The 21,126-nt window shown below is 67.7% G+C and carries 24 protein-coding genes; 14 read left to right on the forward strand and 10 right to left on the reverse strand.

What is annotated here, in order from left to right; translation table 11 throughout:
• Nucleotides 1-141 precede the first annotated feature (141 nt).
• The 4 genes from B2J89_RS13695 (at nucleotide 142) to coaD (ending at nucleotide 4,279) form a co-directional block, all read left to right on the forward strand.
• The gene (locus B2J89_RS13695; protein WP_169169649.1) at nucleotides 142-1,578 is read left to right on the forward strand and encodes a pitrilysin family protein; all 1,437 of its coding nucleotides are present in this window, start codon (nucleotides 142-144) and stop codon (nucleotides 1,576-1,578) included.
• A gap of 18 nt (nucleotides 1,579-1,596) precedes the next feature.
• On the forward strand, nucleotides 1,597-2,946 hold the full coding sequence (locus tag B2J89_RS13700) for a pitrilysin family protein (RefSeq protein WP_169169650.1): 1,350 nt from the start codon (nucleotides 1,597-1,599) through the stop codon (nucleotides 2,944-2,946).
• The gene (gene rsmD, locus B2J89_RS13705) at nucleotides 2,943-3,614 is read left to right on the forward strand and encodes a 16S rRNA (guanine(966)-N(2))-methyltransferase RsmD (RefSeq protein WP_169169651.1); all 672 of its coding nucleotides are present in this window, start codon (nucleotides 2,943-2,945) and stop codon (nucleotides 3,612-3,614) included. Before B2J89_RS13700 ends, rsmD begins: the two co-directional genes overlap by 4 nt.
• A gap of 170 nt (nucleotides 3,615-3,784) precedes the next feature.
• Nucleotides 3,785-4,279, forward strand: coding sequence for a pantetheine-phosphate adenylyltransferase (gene coaD, locus B2J89_RS13710; protein WP_169169652.1), 495 nt, complete (start codon nucleotides 3,785-3,787; stop codon nucleotides 4,277-4,279).
• Between the two features lie 142 nt (nucleotides 4,280-4,421).
• Here coaD and B2J89_RS13715 read toward each other — a convergent pair whose 3' ends face one another.
• The 5 genes from B2J89_RS13715 to B2J89_RS13735 all read right to left on the reverse strand — a co-directional run bounded on the left by B2J89_RS13715 (nucleotide 4,422) and on the right by B2J89_RS13735 (nucleotide 7,657).
• Nucleotides 4,422-4,736 carry a BON domain-containing protein gene (locus tag B2J89_RS13715; protein ID WP_169169653.1) on the reverse strand — a complete coding sequence of 105 codons (315 nt, stop codon included), beginning with the start codon at nucleotides 4,734-4,736 and terminating at the stop codon, nucleotides 4,422-4,424.
• A 107-nt stretch (nucleotides 4,737-4,843) separates the two neighbouring features.
• On the reverse strand, nucleotides 4,844-5,395 hold the full coding sequence (locus tag B2J89_RS13720; RefSeq protein WP_169169654.1) for a bacterioferritin: 552 nt from the start codon (nucleotides 5,393-5,395) through the stop codon (nucleotides 4,844-4,846).
• Between the two features lie 55 nt (nucleotides 5,396-5,450).
• Nucleotides 5,451-5,885 (reverse strand): hypothetical protein, encoded by a 435-nt coding sequence (locus B2J89_RS13725; protein ID WP_206041913.1) that lies wholly within the window; start codon nucleotides 5,883-5,885, stop codon nucleotides 5,451-5,453.
• Between the two features lie 52 nt (nucleotides 5,886-5,937).
• A complete protein-coding gene (locus tag B2J89_RS13730) occupies nucleotides 5,938-6,102 on the reverse strand; it encodes a DUF1328 domain-containing protein (protein WP_169169655.1) in 165 nt (54 codons plus the stop codon).
• 193 nt (nucleotides 6,103-6,295) lie between these two features.
• Entirely contained in the window at nucleotides 6,296-7,657 is a 1,362-nt protein-coding gene (locus tag B2J89_RS13735) for a CHASE3 domain-containing protein (protein WP_169169656.1), read from the reverse strand.
• Nucleotides 7,658-7,793: 136 nt separating this feature from the next.
• Between B2J89_RS13735 and B2J89_RS13740 the strand changes: the two genes are divergently transcribed.
• Complete coding sequence (locus B2J89_RS13740; protein ID WP_169169657.1) at nucleotides 7,794-8,426, forward strand: response regulator transcription factor; 633 nt, start codon at nucleotides 7,794-7,796, stop codon at nucleotides 8,424-8,426.
• A gap of 85 nt (nucleotides 8,427-8,511) precedes the next feature.
• Here the strand turns inward: B2J89_RS13740 and B2J89_RS13745 are convergent, their stop codons facing one another.
• The 4 genes from B2J89_RS13745 to gpmA form a co-directional block, all read right to left on the reverse strand.
• Nucleotides 8,512-8,898, reverse strand: coding sequence for a response regulator (locus B2J89_RS13745; RefSeq protein WP_169169658.1), 387 nt, complete (start codon nucleotides 8,896-8,898; stop codon nucleotides 8,512-8,514).
• Nucleotides 8,899-9,009: 111 nt separating this feature from the next.
• Nucleotides 9,010-9,762, reverse strand: a complete 753-nt coding sequence (locus tag B2J89_RS13750; protein WP_169169659.1) for a HesA/MoeB/ThiF family protein — start codon at nucleotides 9,760-9,762, stop codon at nucleotides 9,010-9,012.
• A gap of 123 nt (nucleotides 9,763-9,885) precedes the next feature.
• Nucleotides 9,886-11,325, reverse strand: coding sequence for a S41 family peptidase (locus B2J89_RS13755; RefSeq protein ID WP_169169660.1), 1,440 nt, complete (start codon nucleotides 11,323-11,325; stop codon nucleotides 9,886-9,888).
• A 127-nt stretch (nucleotides 11,326-11,452) separates the two neighbouring features.
• Nucleotides 11,453-12,196: a 2,3-diphosphoglycerate-dependent phosphoglycerate mutase gene (gene gpmA / locus B2J89_RS13760; protein ID WP_169169661.1), complete on the reverse strand. Its 744-nt coding sequence runs from the start codon at nucleotides 12,194-12,196 to the stop codon at nucleotides 11,453-11,455.
• Between the two features lie 71 nt (nucleotides 12,197-12,267).
• Here gpmA and B2J89_RS13765 point away from each other — a divergent pair, with 71 nt between their 5' ends.
• The 4 genes from B2J89_RS13765 to B2J89_RS13780 all read left to right on the forward strand — a co-directional run bounded on the left by B2J89_RS13765 (nucleotide 12,268) and on the right by B2J89_RS13780 (nucleotide 14,607).
• Complete coding sequence (locus B2J89_RS13765; RefSeq protein WP_169169662.1) at nucleotides 12,268-12,675, forward strand: rhodanese-like domain-containing protein; 408 nt, start codon at nucleotides 12,268-12,270, stop codon at nucleotides 12,673-12,675.
• Between the two features lie 36 nt (nucleotides 12,676-12,711).
• Nucleotides 12,712-12,972 (forward strand): glutaredoxin 3, encoded by a 261-nt coding sequence (gene grxC / locus B2J89_RS13770; protein WP_169169663.1) that lies wholly within the window; start codon nucleotides 12,712-12,714, stop codon nucleotides 12,970-12,972.
• A gap of 116 nt (nucleotides 12,973-13,088) precedes the next feature.
• Nucleotides 13,089-13,547, forward strand: a complete 459-nt coding sequence (gene secB / locus B2J89_RS13775; RefSeq protein ID WP_169169664.1) for a protein-export chaperone SecB — start codon at nucleotides 13,089-13,091, stop codon at nucleotides 13,545-13,547.
• 52 nt (nucleotides 13,548-13,599) lie between these two features.
• The gene (locus B2J89_RS13780) at nucleotides 13,600-14,607 is read left to right on the forward strand and encodes an NAD(P)H-dependent glycerol-3-phosphate dehydrogenase (RefSeq protein WP_169169665.1); all 1,008 of its coding nucleotides are present in this window, start codon (nucleotides 13,600-13,602) and stop codon (nucleotides 14,605-14,607) included.
• Between the two features lie 33 nt (nucleotides 14,608-14,640).
• On the opposite strand, the gene B2J89_RS13785 is transcribed toward B2J89_RS13780, so the two are convergent.
• Nucleotides 14,641-15,972, reverse strand: coding sequence for an MFS transporter (locus tag B2J89_RS13785; protein ID WP_169169666.1), 1,332 nt, complete (start codon nucleotides 15,970-15,972; stop codon nucleotides 14,641-14,643).
• 156 nt (nucleotides 15,973-16,128) lie between these two features.
• On the opposite strand from B2J89_RS13785, the gene cyoA reads away from it, so the two are divergent.
• From cyoA to B2J89_RS13810, 5 genes are all read left to right on the forward strand, one after another.
• The gene (cyoA, locus tag B2J89_RS13790; protein ID WP_169169681.1) at nucleotides 16,129-17,199 is read left to right on the forward strand and encodes a ubiquinol oxidase subunit II; all 1,071 of its coding nucleotides are present in this window, start codon (nucleotides 16,129-16,131) and stop codon (nucleotides 17,197-17,199) included.
• A 72-nt stretch (nucleotides 17,200-17,271) separates the two neighbouring features.
• The gene (gene cyoB / locus B2J89_RS13795) at nucleotides 17,272-19,275 is read left to right on the forward strand and encodes a cytochrome o ubiquinol oxidase subunit I (protein ID WP_169169667.1); all 2,004 of its coding nucleotides are present in this window, start codon (nucleotides 17,272-17,274) and stop codon (nucleotides 19,273-19,275) included.
• On the forward strand, nucleotides 19,268-19,909 hold the full coding sequence (cyoC, locus tag B2J89_RS13800) for a cytochrome o ubiquinol oxidase subunit III (protein ID WP_169169668.1): 642 nt from the start codon (nucleotides 19,268-19,270) through the stop codon (nucleotides 19,907-19,909). The genes cyoB and cyoC overlap by 8 nt, the downstream gene beginning before the upstream one ends.
• Nucleotides 19,906-20,304 (forward strand): cytochrome o ubiquinol oxidase subunit IV, encoded by a 399-nt coding sequence (cyoD, locus tag B2J89_RS13805; RefSeq protein WP_169169669.1) that lies wholly within the window; start codon nucleotides 19,906-19,908, stop codon nucleotides 20,302-20,304. Before cyoC ends, cyoD begins: the two co-directional genes overlap by 4 nt.
• Nucleotides 20,305-20,306: 2 nt before the next feature.
• On the forward strand, nucleotides 20,307-21,116 hold the full coding sequence (locus B2J89_RS13810) for an SURF1 family protein (protein WP_169169670.1): 810 nt from the start codon (nucleotides 20,307-20,309) through the stop codon (nucleotides 21,114-21,116).
• Nucleotides 21,117-21,126 lie beyond the last annotated feature (10 nt).

Here is a 21,126-nt window from a genome sequence, read left to right on the forward strand (position 1 = left end):
GCCGGCGGCGCGGCCACAGCGGCGGACGCAGGAGCGGGCGCTGTCGGCGCGGCTGCGGGGGCCGTCTCGGGAACGGGCAGTGCGGAGGGTTTCTTTTTGAAAAAGCTGAACATTGCGGGGTTCTTAGAATCACTGCATTCTATGAAACGCGCTATCACCTTATTGGGCCTGCTGGCCTGCCTCGCTGCCGGGGCGCAAACCCCTGGTGTCCCTCCCTCCAGCCGTGCGGCGCCGCCCGCGCCCGGCGCGGCCTCGGGTGCGCAGCAGTTCACGCTCTCCAACGGCATGGCGCTCGTCGTCAAACCGGACCGGCGCGCGCCCACCGCGATCCACATGGTGTGGGTGCGCGTGGGCTCCATGGACGAGGTCGATGGAACCTCGGGCGTGGCCCATGTGCTCGAGCACATGATGTTCAAGGGCACGGCCAAGCTGCCGCCGGGCGAATTCTCGCGCCGCGTCGCGGCGCTGGGCGGGCAGGAGAACGCCTTCACCGCGCGCGACTACACGGGCTATTACCAGCAGATCCCGGCCGAGCGGCTCGAAGAGGTGATGCGCCTCGAATCCGACCGCTTTGCGCACAACCAGTGGCCCGACGCCGAGTTCAAGCGCGAGATCGAGGTCGTCAAGGAAGAGCGCCGCATGCGCACCGAAGACCAGCCGCGCGCGCTGCTGATCGAACAGCTCAACGCCATCGCGTTCATCGCCTCGCCCTACCGCCGCCCGGTGGTGGGCTGGATGAGCGACCTCGATGCCATGACGCCCCAGGACGTGCGCCAGTTCCACCGGCAGTGGTATGTGCCGGCCAATGCCGTGGTGGTGGTGGCGGGCGACGTGGACGCGCAGCGCGTGCATGCACTGGCCGAGAGGACCTATGGCCGCATTCCGGCGCGCGCCGTGCCGGCGCGCAAGCCGCGCACCGAGCCGGCGCAGCTCGGCGTGCGCCGCATCGTCGTCAAGGCGCCGGCCGAGCAGGCCTATGTCGCGCTGTCGTTCCGCGCGCCCACGCTGCAAAACCTGGCGGCGCTGTCCGACAGCGACCGCGATGCGCTGTCGCTGATGGTGCTGTCTGCGGTGCTCAGCGGCTACGACGGCGCGCGGCTGGAGCGTGCGCTCAGCCAGGGCCCCGAGCGCGTGGCCGACAGCGCCGGCAGCTATGCCTCGGTGGTGGGGCGCGGCCCCAGCAGCTTCGTGCTCAGCGGCGTGCCCGCGCAGGGCAAGACGGCGCAGCAGGTCGAAGACGCGCTGCGCGCCGAGGTGGCCCGCGTGGCCGCCGAGGGCGTGAACGTGGCCGAACTCGAACGCGTGAAGACGCAGTGGGTGGCCAGCACCGTCTACCAGCGCGACTCGCTCTACAGCCAGGCCAGCGATCTGGGCAGCAACTGGGTGCAGGGCCTGCCGCTCGATGCCGACGACCGGCTGCTGGCGCTGCTGCGCACCGTCACGCCCGAGCAGGTGCAGTCGGTGGCCCGGCGCTACTTTGGCGACGACCAGCTCAGCGTGGCCACGCTGGCGCCCCAGCCGCTCGATCCCCAGCGCAAACGCTCGGCCCCTGCGGCCAATGGCGCGCTGCTCCACTGACCCGCGCCGAAAGCCCCAATGATGACTCTGAAAAATATAGCTGCTCGCGCTTTGTTCATCGGCGCTGGAGTGGTTTTTTATGCCCAATCTGCCTGGGCGCTGCTACCGATACAGCACTGGACCGAACCCAGCGGCGCGCAGGTCTGGCTGGTCGAGAGCCCGGCCATTCCGATGGTCGACGTGCAGATCGACTTCGATGCCGGCGACCGGCGCGACCCCGCCGCCCAGGCCGGCCTGGCCAGCGCCGCGGCCACGATGGCGACCAAGGGCGTGCGCGCCGTGGGCGATGCGCCTGCGCTCGATGAAAACGCGCTCGGCGAAGCCTGGGCCGACCTCGGCGCGAGCCTGGACGTCAGCGCCGGCAAGGATGCACTGAGCTTTTCGCTGCGCTCGCTCACCGAGCCCGACCTGCTGGACAAGGCGGCGCGCCTGACCGCGCGCGTGCTGGCCGATCCGGCCTGGCCCGAGCCGATCTGGCAGCGCGAGCGCGCGCGCTGGAGCGCGGCGATCCGCGAGTCACGCACGCGCCCGGGCACCGTGGCGGGCGATGCGTTTGCCGCCGCCGTGTATGGCGGCCACCCCTATGGCCAGCGCGTGACCGAGGACAGCCTGGCGCAGATCGGCGTGGCCGACCTGGCGCAGTTCCATGCGCGCACGCTGCAGGCCTGCCGCGCACGCGTGGCCATCGTCGGCGCCGTGGACCGCGCCCAGGCGCAGGCGCTGGTGGCGACGCTGCTGGCGCGCCTGCCCGCGCCGGCGCCGTGCGCGCCTCTGCCCACCGTGCCCGAGGTGCAGCCGCTGGCCGCGCCCGTGCAAGAGAACATCGCCTTCGACTCGGCCCAGGCGCATGTGCTTATTGGCCAGCCGGGCTTCAAGCGCAGCGACCCCGACTTCCTCACGCTGCTGGTGGGCAACCACATCCTGGGCGGCGGCGGCTTCACCTCGCGCCTGACGCACGAGGTGCGCGAAAGGCGCGGCCTCAGCTACAGCGTCTACAGCGGCTTCTCGCCGGGCCTGAACGCGGGGGCCTTCGCGATCGGCCTGCAAACCCGCCCCGATCAGGCCGCCGAAGCCGTGCGCGTGGCGCGCGAGGTGCTGGCCCGCTTCGTCGCCGAGGGCCCCACGGCCGCCGAGCTGCGCGCCGCCAAGGACAACCTGATCGGCGGCTTTGCGCTGCGCATCGACAGCAACAAGAAGCTGCTGGGCAACGTCGTCAACATCGCCACCAACGGCCTGCCGCTCGACTACCTGGAGCACTGGACGCAGCGCGTCGAGGCCATCACGGCGGCCGACATCCGCGCCGCCCTGCAGCGCAAGCTGCAGCCCGAGCGCATGGTGACCGTGGTCGTGGGCGGGGTGCAGCCATGACGCGCCTGTCTCCCGCCCAGGCCGCCGCCGCGCTGCGCGCGCCGGCCACAGCCAAAGCGCGTGCCCCGGCCAAGGCCGCTGCGGCCGCCCCCAAGCCCTTGCCCGCCGGCGCCGGCGAGGTGCGCATCATCGGCGGCCAGTGGAAGCGCACGCGCCTGCCCGTGGTCCAGCGCCCGGGCCTGCGCCCCACGCCCGACCGCGTGCGCGAGACGCTGTTCAACTGGCTCGGCCAGGACCTGACCGGCTGGCAGTGCTTCGACGCCTTTGCCGGCACGGGCGCGCTTGGCCTCGAAGCTGCCTCGCGCGGCGCCGCGGCGGTGCACCTGGTCGAGCAGGACGCGGCCCTGGTCGCGCAGCTGCACCGGCTGTGCCAGCGCCTGCAGGCGGCCACCGTGCAGGTGCGCCGCGGCGACGGCGTGGCTGCGCTGCGCGCGTGCGCGCCCGCCAGCCTGGACTTGGTGTTGATCGATCCGCCGTTCGACGGCGACCTGTTCGCGCCCGCGCTGCAGGCCGCCGCCCGGGCCGTGCGGCCACAGGGCTTTGTCTACCTCGAAGCACCCAGCGCCTGGGACGCGGCGGCGCTGGCGCCGCACGGGCTGGCGCTGCACCGCCACCTGCGCGCGGGCGCGGTGCATGCGCACCTGCTGCGGCCACTGGCTGCGCCATAGAACTCCTGATTCAGGAGCTGTTGGCGCAATACCCATCAGCGCTGGAGCCGTTTTTCATGCCGATTTGCGGCAGGCCGGTGCTGCACCGCACGGCATAATGCGCGCACGTGGCCGGGGCGTTTTTTTTGTCCCGGCCTCTGTCGATTCACGCCCTGCAGGAGACCCCCGCCATGGACCAAGACGTGCTCGCCGTCTACCCCGGAACCTTTGACCCCATCACGCTGGGCCATGAAGACGTCGTGCGCCGGGCCACGCAGCTGTTCGGGCGCGTCATCGTCGCCGTGGCCGCCGGTCACCACAAGAAGACGCTGTTCAGCCTGGACGAGCGCATGGACATGGTGCGCGAGTCCGTCAAGGGCTACCCGCAGGTGCAGGTGGAGAGCTTTGCCGGCCTGCTGCGCGACTTCGTCGTTTCGCGCGGCGGCAAGGCCATGGTGCGCGGCCTGCGCGCGGTGACCGACTTCGACTACGAGTTCCAGCTCGCCGGCATGAATCGCAGCCTCATGCCCGACGTGGAGACGGTGTTCCTCACGCCCAGCGACAAGTACCAGTTCATCAGCAGCACCTTTGTGCGCGAGATCGCCACGCTCGGCGGCGAGGTCGACAAGTTCGTCTCGCCGCTGGTGCAGGAGCGGCTGGCGCGCAAGGTGCGCGCTCCCGGTTAGGGCCGCAACGCGGTCCTGCACCGCCCTGTTTCTGGGTGCGAAGCCCCCACGGAAAAAGGCTGTGGCCCTCCGCAGAGGGCCACAGCATTGAACGAGGCAGGGCCGCGACGGCGCACGGGCCCTGCCGGGTCAGCAGGCACGTTCAGGGGCGAACGACGATGCTGTTGCGCACATCGCGCACATTCTTGGTGTTGCGCGCAATCGCCTCGGCCTGGTTCTTCTCGGCCTGCGACTTGGCAAAGCCCGAGAGCTGGACCGTGCCGTTGAGCGTCTCCACGCTGATCGCGGCGGCGGAAACGGTCTTGTCTTCGGCCATTTTCGCCTTCACGGCAGTGGTGATGCCTGCGTCGTCCACGTATGAGCCCACGGTTTGCTGGTGGCGCGCCACCGAGCAGCCGGTGGTGACGACGGTGATGCCGGCGAGAGCGGCGAAAGCAAGGGCACGGGCGTATTTCATGGTTATTTCCTCTTTATGTGTTGGAACACGGGTGCTGTGGCAATGGCAGCCGGCCGATCTGTTGCACCCCCCGGATCCGGCCTGCTGTGGGTGGGGCGAGCGCTCCCTCAGAGGGCCAGCCAATCCTTGATTTCGTCGGCATGCTCTTCTTCTTCCGCGAGGATGCCCTCGAGCATGCGTTTGGTGGTGGGGTCTTTGTCCCCAATCAGGGCAATCATCTGGCGGTAGGCTTCCACCGCAACGCGCTCGGCCGCGAGGTTGGAGCGCAGCATGGCCTGGAGGTCGGCGGAGGTGTCGTAGGGCGCATGGCTGCGCTCGAGCAGGCTGGTGGGATTGAAGTCCGGCTCGCCGCCCAGCTGCACGATGCGCCGCGCAATCAGGTCGGCGTGGGCCGCTTCATCGTTGGCATGCACCAGCAGTTCGCTCGCAATGGCCGGTGAGGCCAGCCCGTGCGCGGTGAAGTGGTGCCGCTTGTAGCGCAGCACGCACACCAGTTCGGTGGCCAGGGCGTCGTTGAGCAACTTTACGATGGCATCGCGGTAGGGGCTGGAGGCCGGCGTTACCGCCCCTTCTTCCTGTTCGCAGGTGCCAGCGAAGGTGAGTGCATCTTGGTCCAGTTCGAGCGTGAAGCCCGCCGTGGCGTTGGGATCGTGGGTCATGTCAGGCCTTGTACGGTGGCGAAGGAGCGGGGCGGTGCTTTGAGGGCAAATCGCCTCAGCGGCGGCGCGACATTGACATGGCGACCATGGCCAAGGCGGCGCCGGCGGCGGCGGCCATGAGCACCGATTTGCCCGGCTGCTGGCGTACGTAGCGGGTGGTGATTTCACCGTACTCGTCCATCTGCTGGCGCAGCTGGGCCGTGGTGTGCGCGCAGTAATTGATGCCACGCTCAGCCAGGTCCTGCGCCTTGGCGGCCAGGTCGGAAATGGCGGGATCCACGCCTTCGCGGAGCTTGCGCACGCCGGCTTCCGCCTTGTCGAGCGACGCGTTGGCCACATTGCGCGTGGCATCGACCGCTTGCTGGGCGCCCTGCATGGCGCCTTCGCCCATGTGGCGCGCGGTGTCGGCCACTTTTTGCACCGTATCGGCCGCTTTCTGGGTGGAGTCGGGGAAGCTGGTGGTGGTCTTGGGGTCGTTGATGGAGTTCATGGAAATTTCCTCGGCTGGGGGTGGGAAGGTGGGCGTTGGGTCCGCAAGCGCGTCATCCGCGCTTGATGAGGCCGATGACAAAAGTCACGATGGCCATGATCACGAAGACGAAAAACAGGATCTTGGCAATGCCAACGGCGCCCGCTGCAATGCCGCCAAAGCCGAAGACGGCTGCGATCAATGCAATGACCAGAAAAACGACTGCGTAATGCAACATGTCCAGCTCCTTGGTTGCTGCGGCCGGGGCCGACAGGTGGAGCGCACTCGCAGAGGGTGTTGTGCGCTTGAAGTCCACTGTAGGTGGCAGCGCGTGCGCGCAGTGCCGGCGCCCGGCGTTTGCGCTTGTCAGTGCGGTAGCGGCCACTGTGTAGGCCGCGTCTTACAGTGTCCCGTGGTGGGCGGCAGGCTGCTCAGGCCGTTTGGGCGGGCAGTGCGGGCTTGGTGGGCAGGATGGCGGACACGAGCGTGCCCTGGCCCGGCTGCGAGCTCACCGTGAGGCGCCCGCCGGCGGCCTCGACCCGCTGGCGCATGCCCACGAGCCCGTGTGAGTTGCGGCGGATGCCGGAGGGGTCGAAGCCGTCCCCGTCGTCGCGTATCTGCACTGCCACATGGGTGGGGTAGTTGTGCACGGTGACCAGCACCTTCTTGGCATTGGCGTATTTGCCGATGTTGGTCAGGGACTCCTGCACCATGCGGTACACCGTCAGCTGCGTGGCTTCGGGCAACTCCACCGTCTCCAGGCTGGTCTGCACGTCGATGCCGGCGCGGTCGGCATATTCGCGCGTCAGGATTTCCAGGGCCGCAGTCAGTCCGAGGTTGGCCAGCGACGAGGGGCGCAGGTCTTCGATGATGCGGCGCTTGAGCGCGATGCCGCTGTTGAGTGTCTCGATCAGGTGGTGCAGGCGCTCGGACACCTCGGGGGCCTGCACATCGATCTTGGATTTGAGCCGCGCCACATCGAGCTTGGCCGCGGTGAGCAGGGCGCCCAGCTCGTCGTGCAGCTCGCGCGCCAGATGGCCGCGCTCGTCCTCGCGCACCTGCTGCAGGTGGTCGGCGAGTTCGGACAGCGAGGCGGTGCGGTCGCGCACCAGCCCCTCCAGCCGCGCGCGCTCGACCCGCAGGATTTCCTGCTCGCGCTCGGTGGCGCGCTGCAGCACGGTGGCCTGGCGCAGGTACATGTAGAACGCCAGCAGGCCGATGGCCGTCACGGCCGCGATGCCCAGGCGCGCCAGCAGCAGCGAGCGCTCCACCTGGCGCTCGCTCTGGGCAATGCGATCGGTCTTGCGCTCGATCAGGTCGCGGGCCAGGGTGCGGATGGCGTCCATGTTTTCCTTGCCTACATCGGTCGACATGACGAATTTCCAAGCGTCCTCATTGCCCTGGCGGCGCAGGCGCAGGCTCAGCTCCATCTCGGAGAGCTTGCGCGAGACCTGGCGCGAGAGCTGCGCAAACTGCGCAATGTCCGCGGGCGAATCGTGGAACAGGCTGCGCAACTCGTCCAGGTTGGCATTGACCGTGGAGACAGAGCGCTCGTAGGGCTCCAGGTACCGCTCATCGCCGGTGAGCAGGTAGCCGCGGTGCCCGCTCTCCGCGTCCAGCATGCTCTGCAGCAATTTGTTGAGCGAGGCGCGGGTGCTCTGGCTGTGCGCCATGTCTTCCAGCGCGTAGCGCGAGCGCTGGTACCCGGCTTCATTGATGCTCACGAGGGTGATCGCGGCAAGGACCGCCAGCGGCAGGCTGACGGCGATCTTGCGTAACTGGGACCAGCGCATGGGCTTCTCCTGGGCGGGGTGGTGATTTCGGGATAATGGCACTGCTGCTGTGCAGCGAAGTCTGGTCGTCCGCATCCGTGGGCGCCATGTCCATCGAATGTGTGCGGGCGGCGTGGCTGCCCCGGAAAGTAGCTCAATGATCAAAGTCGGTATTGTGGATGACCACGCCATCGTCCGCTCCGGACTGCGGCAGTTTCTGGCAGAGCACGTGGACCTGCGCGTTGCGGGCGAAGCCTCGAACGGTCGCGAAGCCATCGATCTGGTGCGCAACACGGAAATCGATGTGCTGATCATGGACCTGTCCATGCCGGGCCAGACCGGTCTCGACGCCCTGGCCATGCTGCGGGCCAAGGCGCCCGACATGGGCATCCTCATCCTGAGCGGCTACCCCGAAGAGCATTACGCGATGAACCTGATCCGCCAGGGCGCCAGCGGCTACCTGAACAAGGAGTGCGAGCCCAAGGAGATCGTCGAGGCCATCCGCACCATTGCACTGGGGCGCCGCTACATCACGCCCGCTGTGGCGCAGTTGCTGGCCCAGCAACTCAACCGCAAGGACGACGCGCCACCGCACGAACAGCTCTCCGAGCGCGAATTCCAGGTGTTTCTGAAACTCGCCAAAGGCGAAACCGCGGGCGACATCGCCAAGACGCTGTCGCTGAGCGTGAAGACCGTGAGCACCTACCGCACGCGCCTGATGGAAAAAATGGGCCTGGCCTCGAACAGCGACCTGACCTATTACGCGCTCAAGAATCGCTTGATCGACTGACGGGACCTGCCTAGCGGCGGCCACACCGCAAGGCGTGGCCGGCCCGCCACGCAAAGGTGGCGCGGAACTGGCGCCCAGGCGGCGTTCACACGCGCTGCGATACGCTGCCTTGCTCGATGCAATAGTCGACCAAAGCGTCGATTTCATTGGACTTGTCGAACACCGCATCCACACCCAGTTGCGCGCAGCGCAGGCGCACGTCGGGTGTCGCGTAGTTGCTCAGCACCACGACGCGCTGGTGGGGCTGCCGTGCCCGGCACGCGGCCAGCACGCCCAGGCCGCTGCCCTGGCGCAGGAACAGGTCCACGATGGCCAAGTCCCACTGTGCGGCATGCTGGGTGAGCCACGAGGTGCCTTCGTGCTCGGTCTCAGCGACCCCGACAGACTCCACGGCGGCCAGTTCTTCCAGCGTCCCGATCAGGTTCTCGCGGATGGTGGCGTTGTCTTCAACGATGTATGTCTTGAGTTTCACTGTCGGGTCCGTTGCTGGGTCGAGGCAGGAAGCGATGACCATGCAGTCAATGTAGGTGCGTTTGGGCCCGGATTGTGCCAGCGATGGCACGCCTCTCTTGTAGGCTGGTTCTTACCCCGCGTGCGCACAGACGGGACAGGCCCGGTTGCGGCGTGCCTGCAGTGCGCTCCACTCCATGGTGCGGGCATCCAGCATCAACAGGCGGCCCGCCAGCGACGGCCCGGCGCCCGCCAGCAGCTTGAGCGCTTCGGCCGCCTGCATGGCACCGATGATGCCCACCAGCGGCGCCAGCACGCCCATGGTGGAGCACTGCACTTCCTCGAACTCGGCATCGGGCGCGAAGATGCAGGCGTAGCAGGGCGCATCGGCCACGCGCGGGTCGACCACGGTGATTTGCCCGTCAAAGCGGATCGCGGCGCCCACCACCAGCGGCTTGCCCTGGCGCACGCAGGCGGCGTTGATGGCATGGCGCGTGGCGTAGTTGTCGGTGCAATCCAGCACCACGGTGGCCTGCGCCGCCAGGCGGTCGAGCAGCGCGGCATCGGCGCGTTGCTGGATGCAGGTGACGCGCACTTCGGGATTGATCGCCTGCACGGCCTGTGACAGGGACGCCACCTTGGGTTCGCCGACGCGCGCCGTGGTGTGCGCGATCTGGCGCTGCAGGTTGGTCAGGTCGACCGTGTCGTCGTCCACCACCGTGATCTGGCCCACACCGGCCGAGCCCAGGTAGAGCGCCGCCGGCGACCCCAGACCGCCAGCGCCAATGATCAGCGCGTGCGCGCCGAGGATGCGCTCCTGCCCTTCGATGCCGATCTCGTCGAGCAGGATATGGCGCGAATAGCGCAGCAGCTGGTGGTCGTTCATGGCGTTGCGGGCACGCGGGTGCCGGGAGCATCTGAGAGGGACATCAAAACGAAAGGCCGGGCCCCTGCTGGAGTCCGGCCCTTGGGCGCACGGGCCTGGGCGGGTGGCCGCGGCCGACAGGTCTTACTGGATTTCCTTGGGCTCTTCCTTGCGCTCGGTCTGCGTCTTGCTGACCAGGACCGGACGGCCCTTGAGTTGGTTCAGCGCCTGGGCGAGCTGGAAGTCCTTGTCGGTGCCGAATTCGGGCATCTTGCGCTCGGCCACGGGCTTCTTGGACTCTTCTTCGAGCCGCTTGCGGGCTTCCTCGCGGGCCTTCTCGCGCACGGCGTCTTTCTGTTCCTCGCCCTGGCCGCTGACCAGGTGCTTTTCGAGGTCGGCCTCGCGCATGCGCAGGATGGCAAACGGGCTGCCTTCCTCGGTCTCGTCGATCATCACGTCGGGCACGATGCCCTTGGCCTGGATCGACTTGCCGCTGGGCGTGTAGTAGCGCGCCGTCGTCAGCTTGATGCCGGTGTCGGGCCCGAGCGGGCGCACGGTCTGCACCGAGCCCTTGCCAAAGGTCTGGCTGCCCAGGATGGTCGCGCGCTTGTGGTCTTGCAGCGCGCCGGCCACGATCTCGCTGGCCGAGGCCGAGCCTTCGTTGACCAGCACCACCAGCGGCACCTTCTTGAGCGCGGCGGGCAGGCGCTTGAGCGGGTCTCCGCTGCCGCGGCGCGCATAGAACTCGGGCGCGGCCTTGTAGGTGGCCTTGCTTTCGGCGAGCTGGCCATTGGTGGAGACCACGGTGACGTCTTCGGGCAGGAAGGCGGCAGACACGGCCACGGCCGCATCGAGCAGGCCGCCCGGGTCGTTGCGCAGGTCCAGCACCAGCCCCTTGAGGTGCGGGTCGGCCTTGTAGAGTTCCTCCACCTTGCGCACGAAGTCGTCCACGGTGCGCTCCTGGAACTGCGACAGGCGGATCCAGCCGTAACCGGGCTCGATGATCTTGCCCTTGACCGATTGCGTCTTGATTTCTTCGCGCGTGATGGTCACGGGGAAGCTGCGGCTTTCCTCCTTGCGCAGGATGGTCAGCATGACCTTGGTGTTCGGTTCGCCGCGCATCTTCTTGACGGCGTCGCTCAGCGACAGGCCCTTGACCGCGGTGTCGTCGATCTTGGTGATCAGGTCGTTGGTCTTGAGCCCGGCGCGGAACGCGGGCGAGCCCTCGATGGGCGAGACGATCTTGATGAGGCCGTCCTCCTGGGTGATCTCGATGCCGACGCCGACGAAGCGGCCGCTCGTTCCCTCGCGGAATTCGGAAAACGACTTCTTGTCGAAATACTGCGAATGCGGGTCCAGGCTCGCCACCATGCCGGTGATGGCATCGGTGATCAGCTTCTTGTCGTCCACGGGCTCGACATAGTCGGTCTTGACCAGGCCGAACACGGCCGACAGCTGCTGGATCTCTTCCAGCGGCAGCGGCGCCATCGCTCCGCGCGCCACGGTCTGCAAGGACACGGTGGTCATGGCGCCGGCCAGCACCCCGACGGAGACCCAGCCTGCGATTTTCAGTTTGTGGCCCATACAACACCTTTCACCGATTCATTGGATACACCTTGGAAAGGTGCGGCCCACTGCAGTTCCGCACGGGCCTCCGTTTTTGTGCCGCCGGCCGGGGATTCACGCCGCCGACCAGCTGCTTCTCGCCACTTTACGCCTTTGCTTGCGACGCCACTGCGGCGGCGGCGCGCTCGGCCGCTTCGGCATCCCCCAGATAGTAGTGGCGCAGCGGCTTCAGTTCGTCGTCGAGTTCGTAAACCAGTGGAATTCCGTTGGGAATGTTCACGCCGACGATGGCGTCGTCCGAGATGTTGTCGAGGTACTTGACCAGGGCGCGGATCGAGTTGCCGTGCGCGGCCACGACCACGCGCTGGCCCGAGCGGATGGCGGGGGCCATGGTGTGGTTCCAGAACGGCAGCACGCGCGCCACCGTGTCCTGCAGGCACTCGCTCAGGGGCACGTCCTCGGCCGAGAGGCCGGCGTAGCGCGGGTCGCTGCGTTCGCTGCGCGGGTCGGCGGCGTCGAGGGCCGGCGGCGGGGTGTCATAGCTGCGGCGCCACACCAGCACCTGTTCGTTGCCGTATTTCTGCGCGGTTTCCGCCTTGTTCAGGCCCTGCAGCGCGCCATAGTGGCGCTCGTTGAGGCGCCAGCTCTTGTGCACCGGCAGCCAGGTGCGGTCCATTTCGTCGAGGCAGTACCACAGCGTGTGGATGGCGCGCTTGAGCACGCTGGTGTAGGCCAGGTCAAACTCGTAGCCCTCGGCCTTGAGCAGCTTGCCGGCCGACATGGCCTGCGACACGCCGGTGGGGGTCAGGTCCACATCGGTCCAGCCGGTGAAGCGGTTTTCAAGGTTCCAGGTGGATTCGCCGTGGCGGATCAGAACGAGTTTGTGCATGGTTTCCCTTGGGCAAGCGGGTCAAAACCACACATTCTAAAATTGTCTGGTTTGCCAACCCAAGGAATAACGTGAACTTCATCGTCGACAACTGGTATTTGATTCTTCTTGCGCTCGTCTCGGGTGCCCTGCTGGTGGTGCCGGTGCTCAAGGGCGCAGCCAGCGGCGGGCTCTCGGCCGCCATGGCCGTGCAGCTCATCAACCGCGAAAGGGCCGTGGTGATCGACGTGTGCGGCGCCGACGAATACGCCGCCGGCCATGTGGTCGGCGCGAAGAACGTGCCCCTGGCCGACCTCGAGCAGCGCCTGCCGGCCGTCGCCAAGAACAAGGCGATTCCGCTGGTGCTGGTGTGCGCCAGCGGCGTGCGCGCCCAGCGCGCCGTGGCCGTGGCGCAAAAGCTCGGCTACGCCAACGCCCAGGCACTGGCCGGCGGCATCAAGGCCTGGCAGGCTGCGGGGATGCCGGTTGAAAAGGCCTGAAACGCCCCCACCCCCAGAGAAAGCAAAGGAGATCCCATGCAAGCCGTGAAGATGTACACCACCGGTGTCTGCCCCTACTGCATCCGTGCCAAGCAGTTTCTCAAGTCCAAGGGGGTCGAGCAGATCGAAGAGATCCGCATCGACACCGACGCGGGCGCGCGCAACCACATGATGGAAGTCACCGGCCGGCGCACGGTGCCGCAGATCTTCATTGGCACCACGCATGTGGGCGGCCACGACGACCTGGTCGCGCTCGACGCGCGCGGCGGTCTGCAGCCCCTGCTGGGCGCGGCCTGATCGCCGCAGCGGCCCGGGCCTGCGCTGCATAATGCTGCCCCATGTGCCCGCTGCGGGGTCGCCTCCGTAGCGGGCTTTGTTTTGCAACACCCTGTTTGGGCTGAAAGACTTTCACCATGGCCACCGAAGAAACCCCCGTGTTCCAGATCCAGCGCGTCTACCTCAAGGACATGTCTCTCGAACAGCCCAATTCGCCCGGCATCCTGCTCGAGCAAGAGCAGCCCAGCGTGGATATCCAGCTCGGCGTGGAAGCCACGCCCGTGGCCGAAGGCATCTATGAAGTGGCCGTGACGGCCACCGTGCAGACCAAGATCAAGGACAAGACCGTGTTCCTGGTCGAAGCCAAGCAGGCCGGCATCTTCGAGATCCGCAACATCCCCGAAGACCAGATGGGCCCCATCATGGGCATCGCCTGCCCGCAGATCGTCTACCCGTACCTGCGCGGCAACGTGGCCGACATCGTCAACCGCGCCGGCTTCCCGCCCGTGCACCTGGCCGAAATCAACTTCCAGGCCATGTACGAGCAGCAACAGGCGCAGGCCGCCGGCGAAGCGCCCGCGACCCTGGCGCAATAAGCATTTCCAGTCTTTTTGGCCTCCAGCGCTTGCTGGTAAAGCGCGAGCAGCTATGAAAATAGTAGTGATTGGGGCCGGTGCCTGGGGCACGGCCATGGCCATCAGCGCCACGGTCCATCCGGCGGGCCATGCGGTCACGCTGTGGGCGCGCGACGCGCAGCAGCTGGCGGACATGCGCGCCGCACGCTGCAATGCGCGCTACCTGCCGGACATCGCATTGCCGTCCCCACTGGTTCTGGCCGGTAGCGACGTGGCGGCGCTGGCCGCCGCGGCCGACCTGGTGATCGTTGCCACGCCGATGGCCGCGCTGCGCGCCATGCTGGTGCAGTTGCGCGGCTGCCCCGTGCCCGTGGCCTGGCTGTGCAAGGGCTTCGAGGCCGCTGCCGATCCCGGGTCTTTTGGGCTGATGGCCCATGAGGTGCGGGCGCAGGCAGCGCCTGATCTGATCGCTGGCGTGCTCAGCGGCCCGAGCTTCGCGCTCGAGGTCGCGCGCGGCCAGCCGACCGCGCTCGTCGCCGCCAGTGCGCATCAACGCGTGCGCGACGCCCTGGTGCACGCCTTTCACAGCCCCAGCGTGCGCGTCTACGCCAACGACGACATCGTGGGCGTGGAAGTGGGCGGCGCCGTCAAGAATGTGCTCTCGATCGCCACCGGTCTGTGCGACGGCCTGCACCTGGGCCTGAATGCGCGCGCCGCGCTGATCACGCGCGGCCTGGCCGAGATGACGCGCCTGGGCCTGGCCCTGGGCGCGCGCGCCGACACCTTCATGGGCCTGTCGGGCCTGGGCGACCTGGTGCTCACAGCAACGGGCGACCTCTCGCGCAACCGCCGCGTGGGCCTGCTGCTGGCGCAGGGCCAGACGCTGCCGCAGGCGGTGGCATCGCTGGGCCATGTGGCCGAAGGGGTGTACAGCGCCCGCACCGTGGTGCAGCGTGCGCGCCACCTGGGCGTGGACATGCCGATCAGCGAGGCCGTGGTGGCCCTGCTCGATGGCCGCATGCAGCCGGCCGACGCGGTGGCGGCGCTGATGGAGCGCGGACCCAAGGGCGAGGGCGCTTGAGTGTGCACGCGGGCCCGCGTGCGGGCCCGGGGTTCAGCCGCGCAATTCGCGCGTGCGGTTGATGTGCAGCGCTGCCAGCGTGCAGGCCACGCCCGAGAGCAGGTAGCCGCTGACCGCCGCCAGCCCGAGCCACGACGACAGGCCGAGCACCACCAGCGGCGCGAACGCGGCGCCGAGCAGCCAGGCCAGGTCCGAGGTCAGGGCTGCGCCCGTATAGCGAAAGCGTGCCTCGAAGTTGGCCGACACGGCGCCCGCCGCCTGCCCATAGGACAGGCCGAGCAGCGCAAAACCGACCAGGATGAATGCATCCTGTCCCCAGCGCCCGCCCTGCAGCAGCGTGGGCGCGAACAGCGCAAACACGCCGATCAGGCCCGCCAGCAGCCCCAGCGTGCTGCGCCGGCCGATGCGGTCGGCCAGCAGCCCGGAGGCGACGATGCAGGGGATGGCAATGGCCGCGCCGGCGATCTGCACGGCCAGCACCTCGGTGACCGGCTGGCCCGCATGCAAGCTGATCCATGACAGCGGGAACACCGTCACCAGGTGGAACAGCGCATAGCTGGCCAGCGCCGCAAACGCGCCGATGAGCAGGTTGCCGGCGCGCGCGCGCACCAGCTCCGCCACGGGCGCGGGCACCAGATGGCGCTCCTCGATCAGGCGCTGGTAGCCCGCGGTCAGCACCAGCCGCAGCCGCGCGAACAGCGCCACCACATTGATCGCAAACGCCACGTAAAACGGATAGCGCCAGCCCCAGGCCAGAAAGTCGGCCTGCGAGAGGCTGGCGTGGAGGTACAGGAACAGGCCGCTGGCCACGATGAAGCCGACCGGCGCGCCCAGCTGCGGCACCATGGCGTACCAGCCGCGCCGGTGCGCCGGCGCATTGAGTGCGAGCAGCGAGGGCAGGCCGTCCCACGAGCCGCCCAATGCCAGGCCCTGGCCGATCCGCAGCAGCGCCAGCAGCACGATGGCGGCAGGCCCCAGGCTGGCGTAGCCGGGCAGGAAGGCCATGCCGGCGGTGGACACGCCCAGCAGGAACAGCGCGCCCGAGAGCTTGGCGCCGCGCCCAAAGCGGCGCTGGATGGCCATGAAGGCCACGGTGCCCACGGGGCGCGCGATGAAGGCCAGCGCAAACACGGCGAAGGCCCAGAGCGCGCCGGCCAGCGGCGCCTGCATGGGGAAGAACACCGCGGGAAACACCAGCACCGAGGCGATGCCGAAGACGAAAAAGTCGAAGTACTCCGAGGCCCGGCCAATGATGACTCCGACGGCGATCTCGCTGGGCGCGATGGCGCTGTGGCCCGTCTGCGCGCCGCGGCGGCGCGGCGCGGGCGGAATGCCGGCAGTGGACGGGTGACTGAGGGCTGTCATGGCGCTTACTCCCTTTTGAAATGCTGCGTCAAGCGGGCATGTACCGGTTGCAGGTCGTTGAAAAAAGCCCCCTGGGACAAAACGTCCAATGGGCAAAGGGCCTGGATGCACGTAGATTCTGCGCCTTCCCTGATCTCGATCAACACATTTCCCGGCATGCCTTCCTTCAAGACCCTCCGCGGGCTGCTTCTACTGCCCGCCATCGCCCTGCTGGCAGGCTGCAATGCCGTGCTGCTCAGCCCTTCGGGCGACATCGCGGTCCAGCAACGCAACCTCATCTACATCGCCACGGGGCTGATGCTGCTGGTCATCGTCCCGGTGATCGTGCTCACGTTCGTGTTTGCCTGGCGCTACCGCCAGGCCACGCCGCGCGACGACTACGACCCCGACTGGCACCATTCCACCCAGCTGGAGCTGGTGATCTGGACCGTGCCGCTGCTCATCATCATCGTGCTGGGCGCCATCACCTGGACCAGCACCCACAAGCTCGACCCCTACCGCCCAATCGAGCGCCTGGACGCGCAGCGCGCCGTGCCCGCCGACGCCAAGCCGCTGGTGGTCGAGGTGGTCGCGCTCGACTGGAAGTGGCTGTTCCTCTACCCCGAGCAGGGCATTGCGCTGGTCAACGAGGTCGCGGCGCCCGTGGACCGGCCGATCCAGTTCAAGATCACCGCGTCCAGCGTGATGAACTCGTTCTTCATCCCCGCGCTGGCCGGCCAGATCTATGCCATGCCGGGCATGCAGACCCAGCTGCACGCGGTGATCAACAAGCCCGGCGAATTCAGTGGCATGTCGGCCAACTACAGCGGCGCGGGCTTCTCGGGCATGCACTTCAAGTTCCATGGCCTCGACGAAGACGGTTTTGCGCAGTGGGTGCAGCGCGTCAAGGCGGGCGGTGGCGAACTCAGCCGCGCCACCTACCTGCAGCTGGAAAAACCCAGCGAGCGCCACCCCGTGCAGCGCTATGCCACGGTCGCGCCCGGCCTCTACGAGGCCATCCTCAACCGCTGCGTCGAGCCCAACAAGATGTGCATGAACGACATGATGGCGATCGATGCGCAGGGCGGCCTGGGCCTGCCCGGCACGGACAACGTGGCTTCGCTGGACGCGGCCACGCGCGAGCGCCTGGGCCTGGACGGCCAGCCCGAGCGCCAGTATGTGGGCGCCATGTGCACCGTGCAGGACCCGCTGGGCGCGCTGGGTACGGCACCCGCCCAGACGCTCTGACACCGGCACCCCGGACTTTTCCTACACCGCAAACCCTCACGGCAGCGCCCCTTCCGGCCTGCCGGTCCCCTGATGCTCGACAACCTTCACTTCACGCAGCTCCTCTTTGGCCGCCTCACCTGGGAGGCGATACCGCTCCACGACCCCATCCTGCTGGCGACGTTTGTGGCCACCGTCCTGGGCGGCCTGGCGCTGGTCGGCGCCCTGACCTATTTCAAGGTCTGGGGCACGCTCTGGCGCGACTGGTTCACCAGTATCGACCACAAGAAGATCGGCATCATGTACTGCGTGCTGGGTCTGGTGATGCTGCTGCGCGGCTTTGCCGACGCGCTCATGATGCGGCTGCAGCAGGCCATGGCCTTTGGCGACCAGCTGGGCTACCTGCCGCCGCACCACTACGACCAGATCTTCACCGCGCACGGCGTGATCATGATCTTCTTCGTCGCGATGCCACTGGTCACCGGGCTCATGAACTACCTCGTGCCGCTGCAGATCGGCGCACGCGACGTGGCCTTCCCCTTCCTCAACAACTTCAGTTTCTGGATGACCGCCAGCGGTGCCGTTCTGGTGATGGCCTCGCTGTTCGTGGGCGAGTTCGCGCGCACCGGCTGGCTGGCCTATCCGCCGCTCTCGGGGCTCGCGCAGAGCCCGGACGTGGGGGTGGACTACTACATCTGGTCACTGCAGCTGGCGGGGGTGGGCACGCTGCTCTCGGGCATCAACCTGCTGGCCACCATCGTCAAGATGCGCGCGCCCGGCATGAAGATGATGCAAATGCCCGTCTTTACCTGGACCGCGCTGTGCACCAACGTGCTGATCGTCGCCGCCTTCCCGGTGCTCACGGCCGTGCTCGGCCTGCTGTCGATGGACCGCTACGTCGGCACCAACTTCTTCACCACCGAGTTTGGCGGCAACGCCATGATGTACGTGAACCTGATCTGGATCTGGGGCCACCCCGAGGTCTACATCCTGATCCTGCCGCTGTTCGGCGTGTTCTCCGAAATCGTCGCCACCTACAGCAAGAAGCGCCTGTTCGGCTACGCGTCGATGGTCTACGCCACGGTGGCCATCACGGTGCTGTCGTACCTGGTGTGGCTGCACCACTTCTTCACCATGGGATCGGGGGCGAGCGTCAACTCGTTCTTCGGCATCACCACCATGATCATCTCGATCCCCACGGGGGCGAAGATCTTCAACTGGCTGTTCACCATGTACCGCGGCCGCATCACCTTTGACCTGCCCATGATGTGGACCATCGGCTTCATGGTCACCTTCGTGATCGGCGGCATGACCGGCGTGCTGCTGGCCGTGCCCCCGGCCGACTTCGTGCTGCACAACAGCCTGTTCCTGATCGCGCACTTCCACAACGTCATCATCGGCGGCGTGCTGTTCGGCCTGTTCGCCGGCATCACCTACTGGTTTCCCAAGGCCTTCGGCTACAAGCTCGACCCGTTCTGGGGCAAGTGCTCGTTCTGGTTCTGGCTGGTGGGCTTCTACCTGGCCTTCATGCCGCTGTACGTGCTCGGCTTCATGGGCGTGACGCGCCGCCTGAGCCACTTCGAAGACCCGTCGCTGCAGATCTGGTTTCAGATCGCCGCCTTCGGCGCCGTGCTGATCGCGCTGGGCATCGCCTCGATGATCATCCAGTTCATCGTCAGCTACCTGCGCCGCGACACGCTGCGCGACGAGACCGGCGACCCCTGGGGTGGGCGCACGCTCGAATGGTCGACGGCCTCGCCGCCGCCGGACTACAACTTCGCCTTCACCCCCGTGGTGCACGACAGCGACGCCTGGTGGGACATGAAAAAGCGCGGTTATGTGCGCCCCGTGGACGGCTTCATCCCCATCCACATGCCCAAGAACACGGCCGCCGGCGTGGTGATTGCCGCCCTCTGCACGGTCTGCGGCTTTGCGCTGATCTGGCACATGTGGGCGCTGGCGGCGGTGTCGTTCGCCGCCGTCATCGGCGCCGCCATCTTCCATTCGTTCAACTACCAGCGCGACTACCACATCCCCGCCGACGAAGTGCGCCGCACCGAAGACGCACGCACCCGCCTCCTGGCCCGCCATGCATAACCACACCGCTTCCCTGACCGCCGGCCCCCCGGGGGCGTCCGCCACGCCGCGTTTCTACGAAACGACCGAGCACCACCCGCAAAACGGCACGCTGCTCGGGTTCTGGCTCTATCTGATGAGCGACTGCCTCATCTTCGCCTGCCTGTTCGCGGTGCATGGCGTGCTGGGCCGCAGCTATGCGGCCGGCCCTTCGGGCGCCGACCTGTTCGATCTGCCGCTGGTCGCGCTCAACACCGCGATGCTGCTGCTGTCCTCCATCACCTATGGCTTTGCCATGCTGGAGATGCAGAAGCGGAACCAGCGTGCCGTGCTGGTCTGGCTCGGCATCACCGGGCTGCTGGGCGCGGCCTTCATCGGCCTGGAACTGTACGAGTTCGCCCACCTGCTGCACCTGGGCGCGACGCCGCAGCGCAGCGCTTTCCTGTCGTCGTTCTTCACGCTCGTGGGCACGCACGGCCTGCACGTGACCTTCGGGATCGCCTGGCTCATCACGCTGATGTTCCAGGTGTCGCGCCACGGCCTGGGCCTGGAGAACCGGCGCCGCCTGATGTGCCTGTCGATGTTCTGGCACTTTCTGGACGTGGTCTGGATTGGTGTTTTCACCTTCGTTTACCTGATGGGAGTGCTGCCATGAGCGCGAATGCCAATCCTTACGCCGTGCAGCACCCGCACGATGACCATGATGACCATGATGGCGCGAGCCAGAGCACGTTCAAGGGCTACGCCACGGGCTTCGTGCTGGCCGTCCTCCTCACGGCCATCCCGTTCTGGCTCGTGATGGGCAAGGTGTTCCAGAACTCCAACGTGACCGCCCTCGTGGTGCTGGGCTTTGCGGCCGTGCAGATCGTTGTGCACATGGTGTACTTCTTGCACATGAACACGCGCTCCGAAGGCGGCTGGACCATGCTGGCCTTGGTCTTCACGCTGATGCTCGTGGTCATCACGCTGAGCGGCTCGCTCTGGGTCATGTACCACCTCAACACCAACATGATGCCAATGGGCGTGCACGACATGGGCAGCATGCCCTGACCGTGACACGCCAGCCCGCCGCCACGCCGTCCCCGGCCCTGCCGGGCGACGCGCTGCCACACCCGCCCTGGGTGCGGGCGCTGGTGGCGCTGTGTGCCTTGGCGCTGTTCCTTGGCTTCGTGGCGCTGGGCAGCTGGCAGGTGCAGCGGCGCGCCTGGAAGCATGAACTCGTCGCGCGCGTCGAAGAGCGCGTGCATGCGCCCGCGGTGGCCGTCCCCGGCCCGGACCAATGGCCGCAGGTGAACGCGGCCGACGACGCCTACCGCCATGTGCGCCTGAGCGGCATGTTCCTGCATGCGCACGAGGTGCTGGTGCAGGCGGTCACGGTGCACGGCCCGGGCTTCTGGGTGCTGACCCCGCTGCGCGCCACCGACGGCACCGTGCTGGTCAACCGCGGCTTCGTGCCGCCCGCGCTGCGCGACCCCGCCACGCGCCCCGTGGCCGACCCGCAGGCCCCTGTCAGCGTGACCGGGCTGCTGCGCCTGAGCGAGCCCGGCGGCGGCTTTCTGCGCCGCAACGATCCGCAGAACGGGCGCTGGTATTCGCGCGATGTGCAGGCCATCGCCGCCGCGCGCGGCCTGGGGCCGGTGGCGCCGTTTTTCGTCGATGCCGATGCGGCCCCGCCGCAGGCCGGCGCTGCAGCGCCGATCGGGGGACTCACCGTGGTGCAGTTCACCGACCACCACTTGGCGTACGCGCTCACCTGGTATGCGCTGGCGCTGATGGTCGCCGCCGGCACCTGGCACGCGCTGCGCGGCGGGCACGGGTGCGCGAGAGGCCACAGCGCGCGCAGGGCGCCGCCCGCCGGCTGAAAATGTGCCG

The organism is Acidovorax sp. SRB_24, from assembly GCF_012931925.1.

What these genes read in the sequence shown, in the direction of transcription:
- gpmA (WP_169169661.1), bottom strand. Translation starts at nt 12,196, where the DNA reads ATGCACAAACTCGTTCTGATCCGCCACGGCGAATCCACCTGGAACCTT.
- B2J89_RS13715 (WP_169169653.1), bottom strand. Translation starts at nt 4,736, where the DNA reads ATGAAATACGCCCGTGCCCTTGCTTTCGCCGCTCTCGCCGGCATCACC.
- B2J89_RS13730 (WP_169169655.1), bottom strand. Translation starts at nt 6,102, where the DNA reads ATGTTGCATTACGCAGTCGTTTTTCTGGTCATTGCATTGATCGCAGCC.
- B2J89_RS13755 (WP_169169660.1), bottom strand. Translation starts at nt 11,325, where the DNA reads ATGGGCCACAAACTGAAAATCGCAGGCTGGGTCTCCGTCGGGGTGCTG.
- grxC (WP_169169663.1), top strand. Translation starts at nt 12,712, where the DNA reads ATGCAAGCCGTGAAGATGTACACCACCGGTGTCTGCCCCTACTGCATC.
- B2J89_RS13740 (WP_169169657.1), top strand. Translation starts at nt 7,794, where the DNA reads ATGATCAAAGTCGGTATTGTGGATGACCACGCCATCGTCCGCTCCGGA.
- B2J89_RS13720 (WP_169169654.1), bottom strand. Translation starts at nt 5,395, where the DNA reads ATGACCCACGATCCCAACGCCACGGCGGGCTTCACGCTCGAACTGGAC.
- B2J89_RS13695 (WP_169169649.1), top strand. Translation starts at nt 142, where the DNA reads ATGAAACGCGCTATCACCTTATTGGGCCTGCTGGCCTGCCTCGCTGCC.
- cyoA (WP_169169681.1), top strand. Translation starts at nt 16,129, where the DNA reads ATGCCTTCCTTCAAGACCCTCCGCGGGCTGCTTCTACTGCCCGCCATC.
- B2J89_RS13780 (WP_169169665.1), top strand. Translation starts at nt 13,600, where the DNA reads ATGAAAATAGTAGTGATTGGGGCCGGTGCCTGGGGCACGGCCATGGCC.
- secB (WP_169169664.1), top strand. Translation starts at nt 13,089, where the DNA reads ATGGCCACCGAAGAAACCCCCGTGTTCCAGATCCAGCGCGTCTACCTC.
- B2J89_RS13735 (WP_169169656.1), bottom strand. Translation starts at nt 7,657, where the DNA reads ATGCGCTGGTCCCAGTTACGCAAGATCGCCGTCAGCCTGCCGCTGGCG.
- B2J89_RS13725 (WP_206041913.1), bottom strand. Translation starts at nt 5,885, where the DNA reads ATGAACTCCATCAACGACCCCAAGACCACCACCAGCTTCCCCGACTCC.
- B2J89_RS13750 (WP_169169659.1), bottom strand. Translation starts at nt 9,762, where the DNA reads ATGAACGACCACCAGCTGCTGCGCTATTCGCGCCATATCCTGCTCGAC.
- cyoB (WP_169169667.1), top strand. Translation starts at nt 17,272, where the DNA reads ATGCTCGACAACCTTCACTTCACGCAGCTCCTCTTTGGCCGCCTCACC.
- rsmD (WP_169169651.1), top strand. Translation starts at nt 2,943, where the DNA reads ATGACGCGCCTGTCTCCCGCCCAGGCCGCCGCCGCGCTGCGCGCGCCG.
- cyoD (WP_169169669.1), top strand. Translation starts at nt 19,906, where the DNA reads ATGAGCGCGAATGCCAATCCTTACGCCGTGCAGCACCCGCACGATGAC.
- cyoC (WP_169169668.1), top strand. Translation starts at nt 19,268, where the DNA reads ATGCATAACCACACCGCTTCCCTGACCGCCGGCCCCCCGGGGGCGTCC.
- B2J89_RS13700 (WP_169169650.1), top strand. Translation starts at nt 1,597, where the DNA reads ATGATGACTCTGAAAAATATAGCTGCTCGCGCTTTGTTCATCGGCGCT.
- B2J89_RS13785 (WP_169169666.1), bottom strand. Translation starts at nt 15,972, where the DNA reads ATGACAGCCCTCAGTCACCCGTCCACTGCCGGCATTCCGCCCGCGCCG.
- coaD (WP_169169652.1), top strand. Translation starts at nt 3,785, where the DNA reads ATGGACCAAGACGTGCTCGCCGTCTACCCCGGAACCTTTGACCCCATC.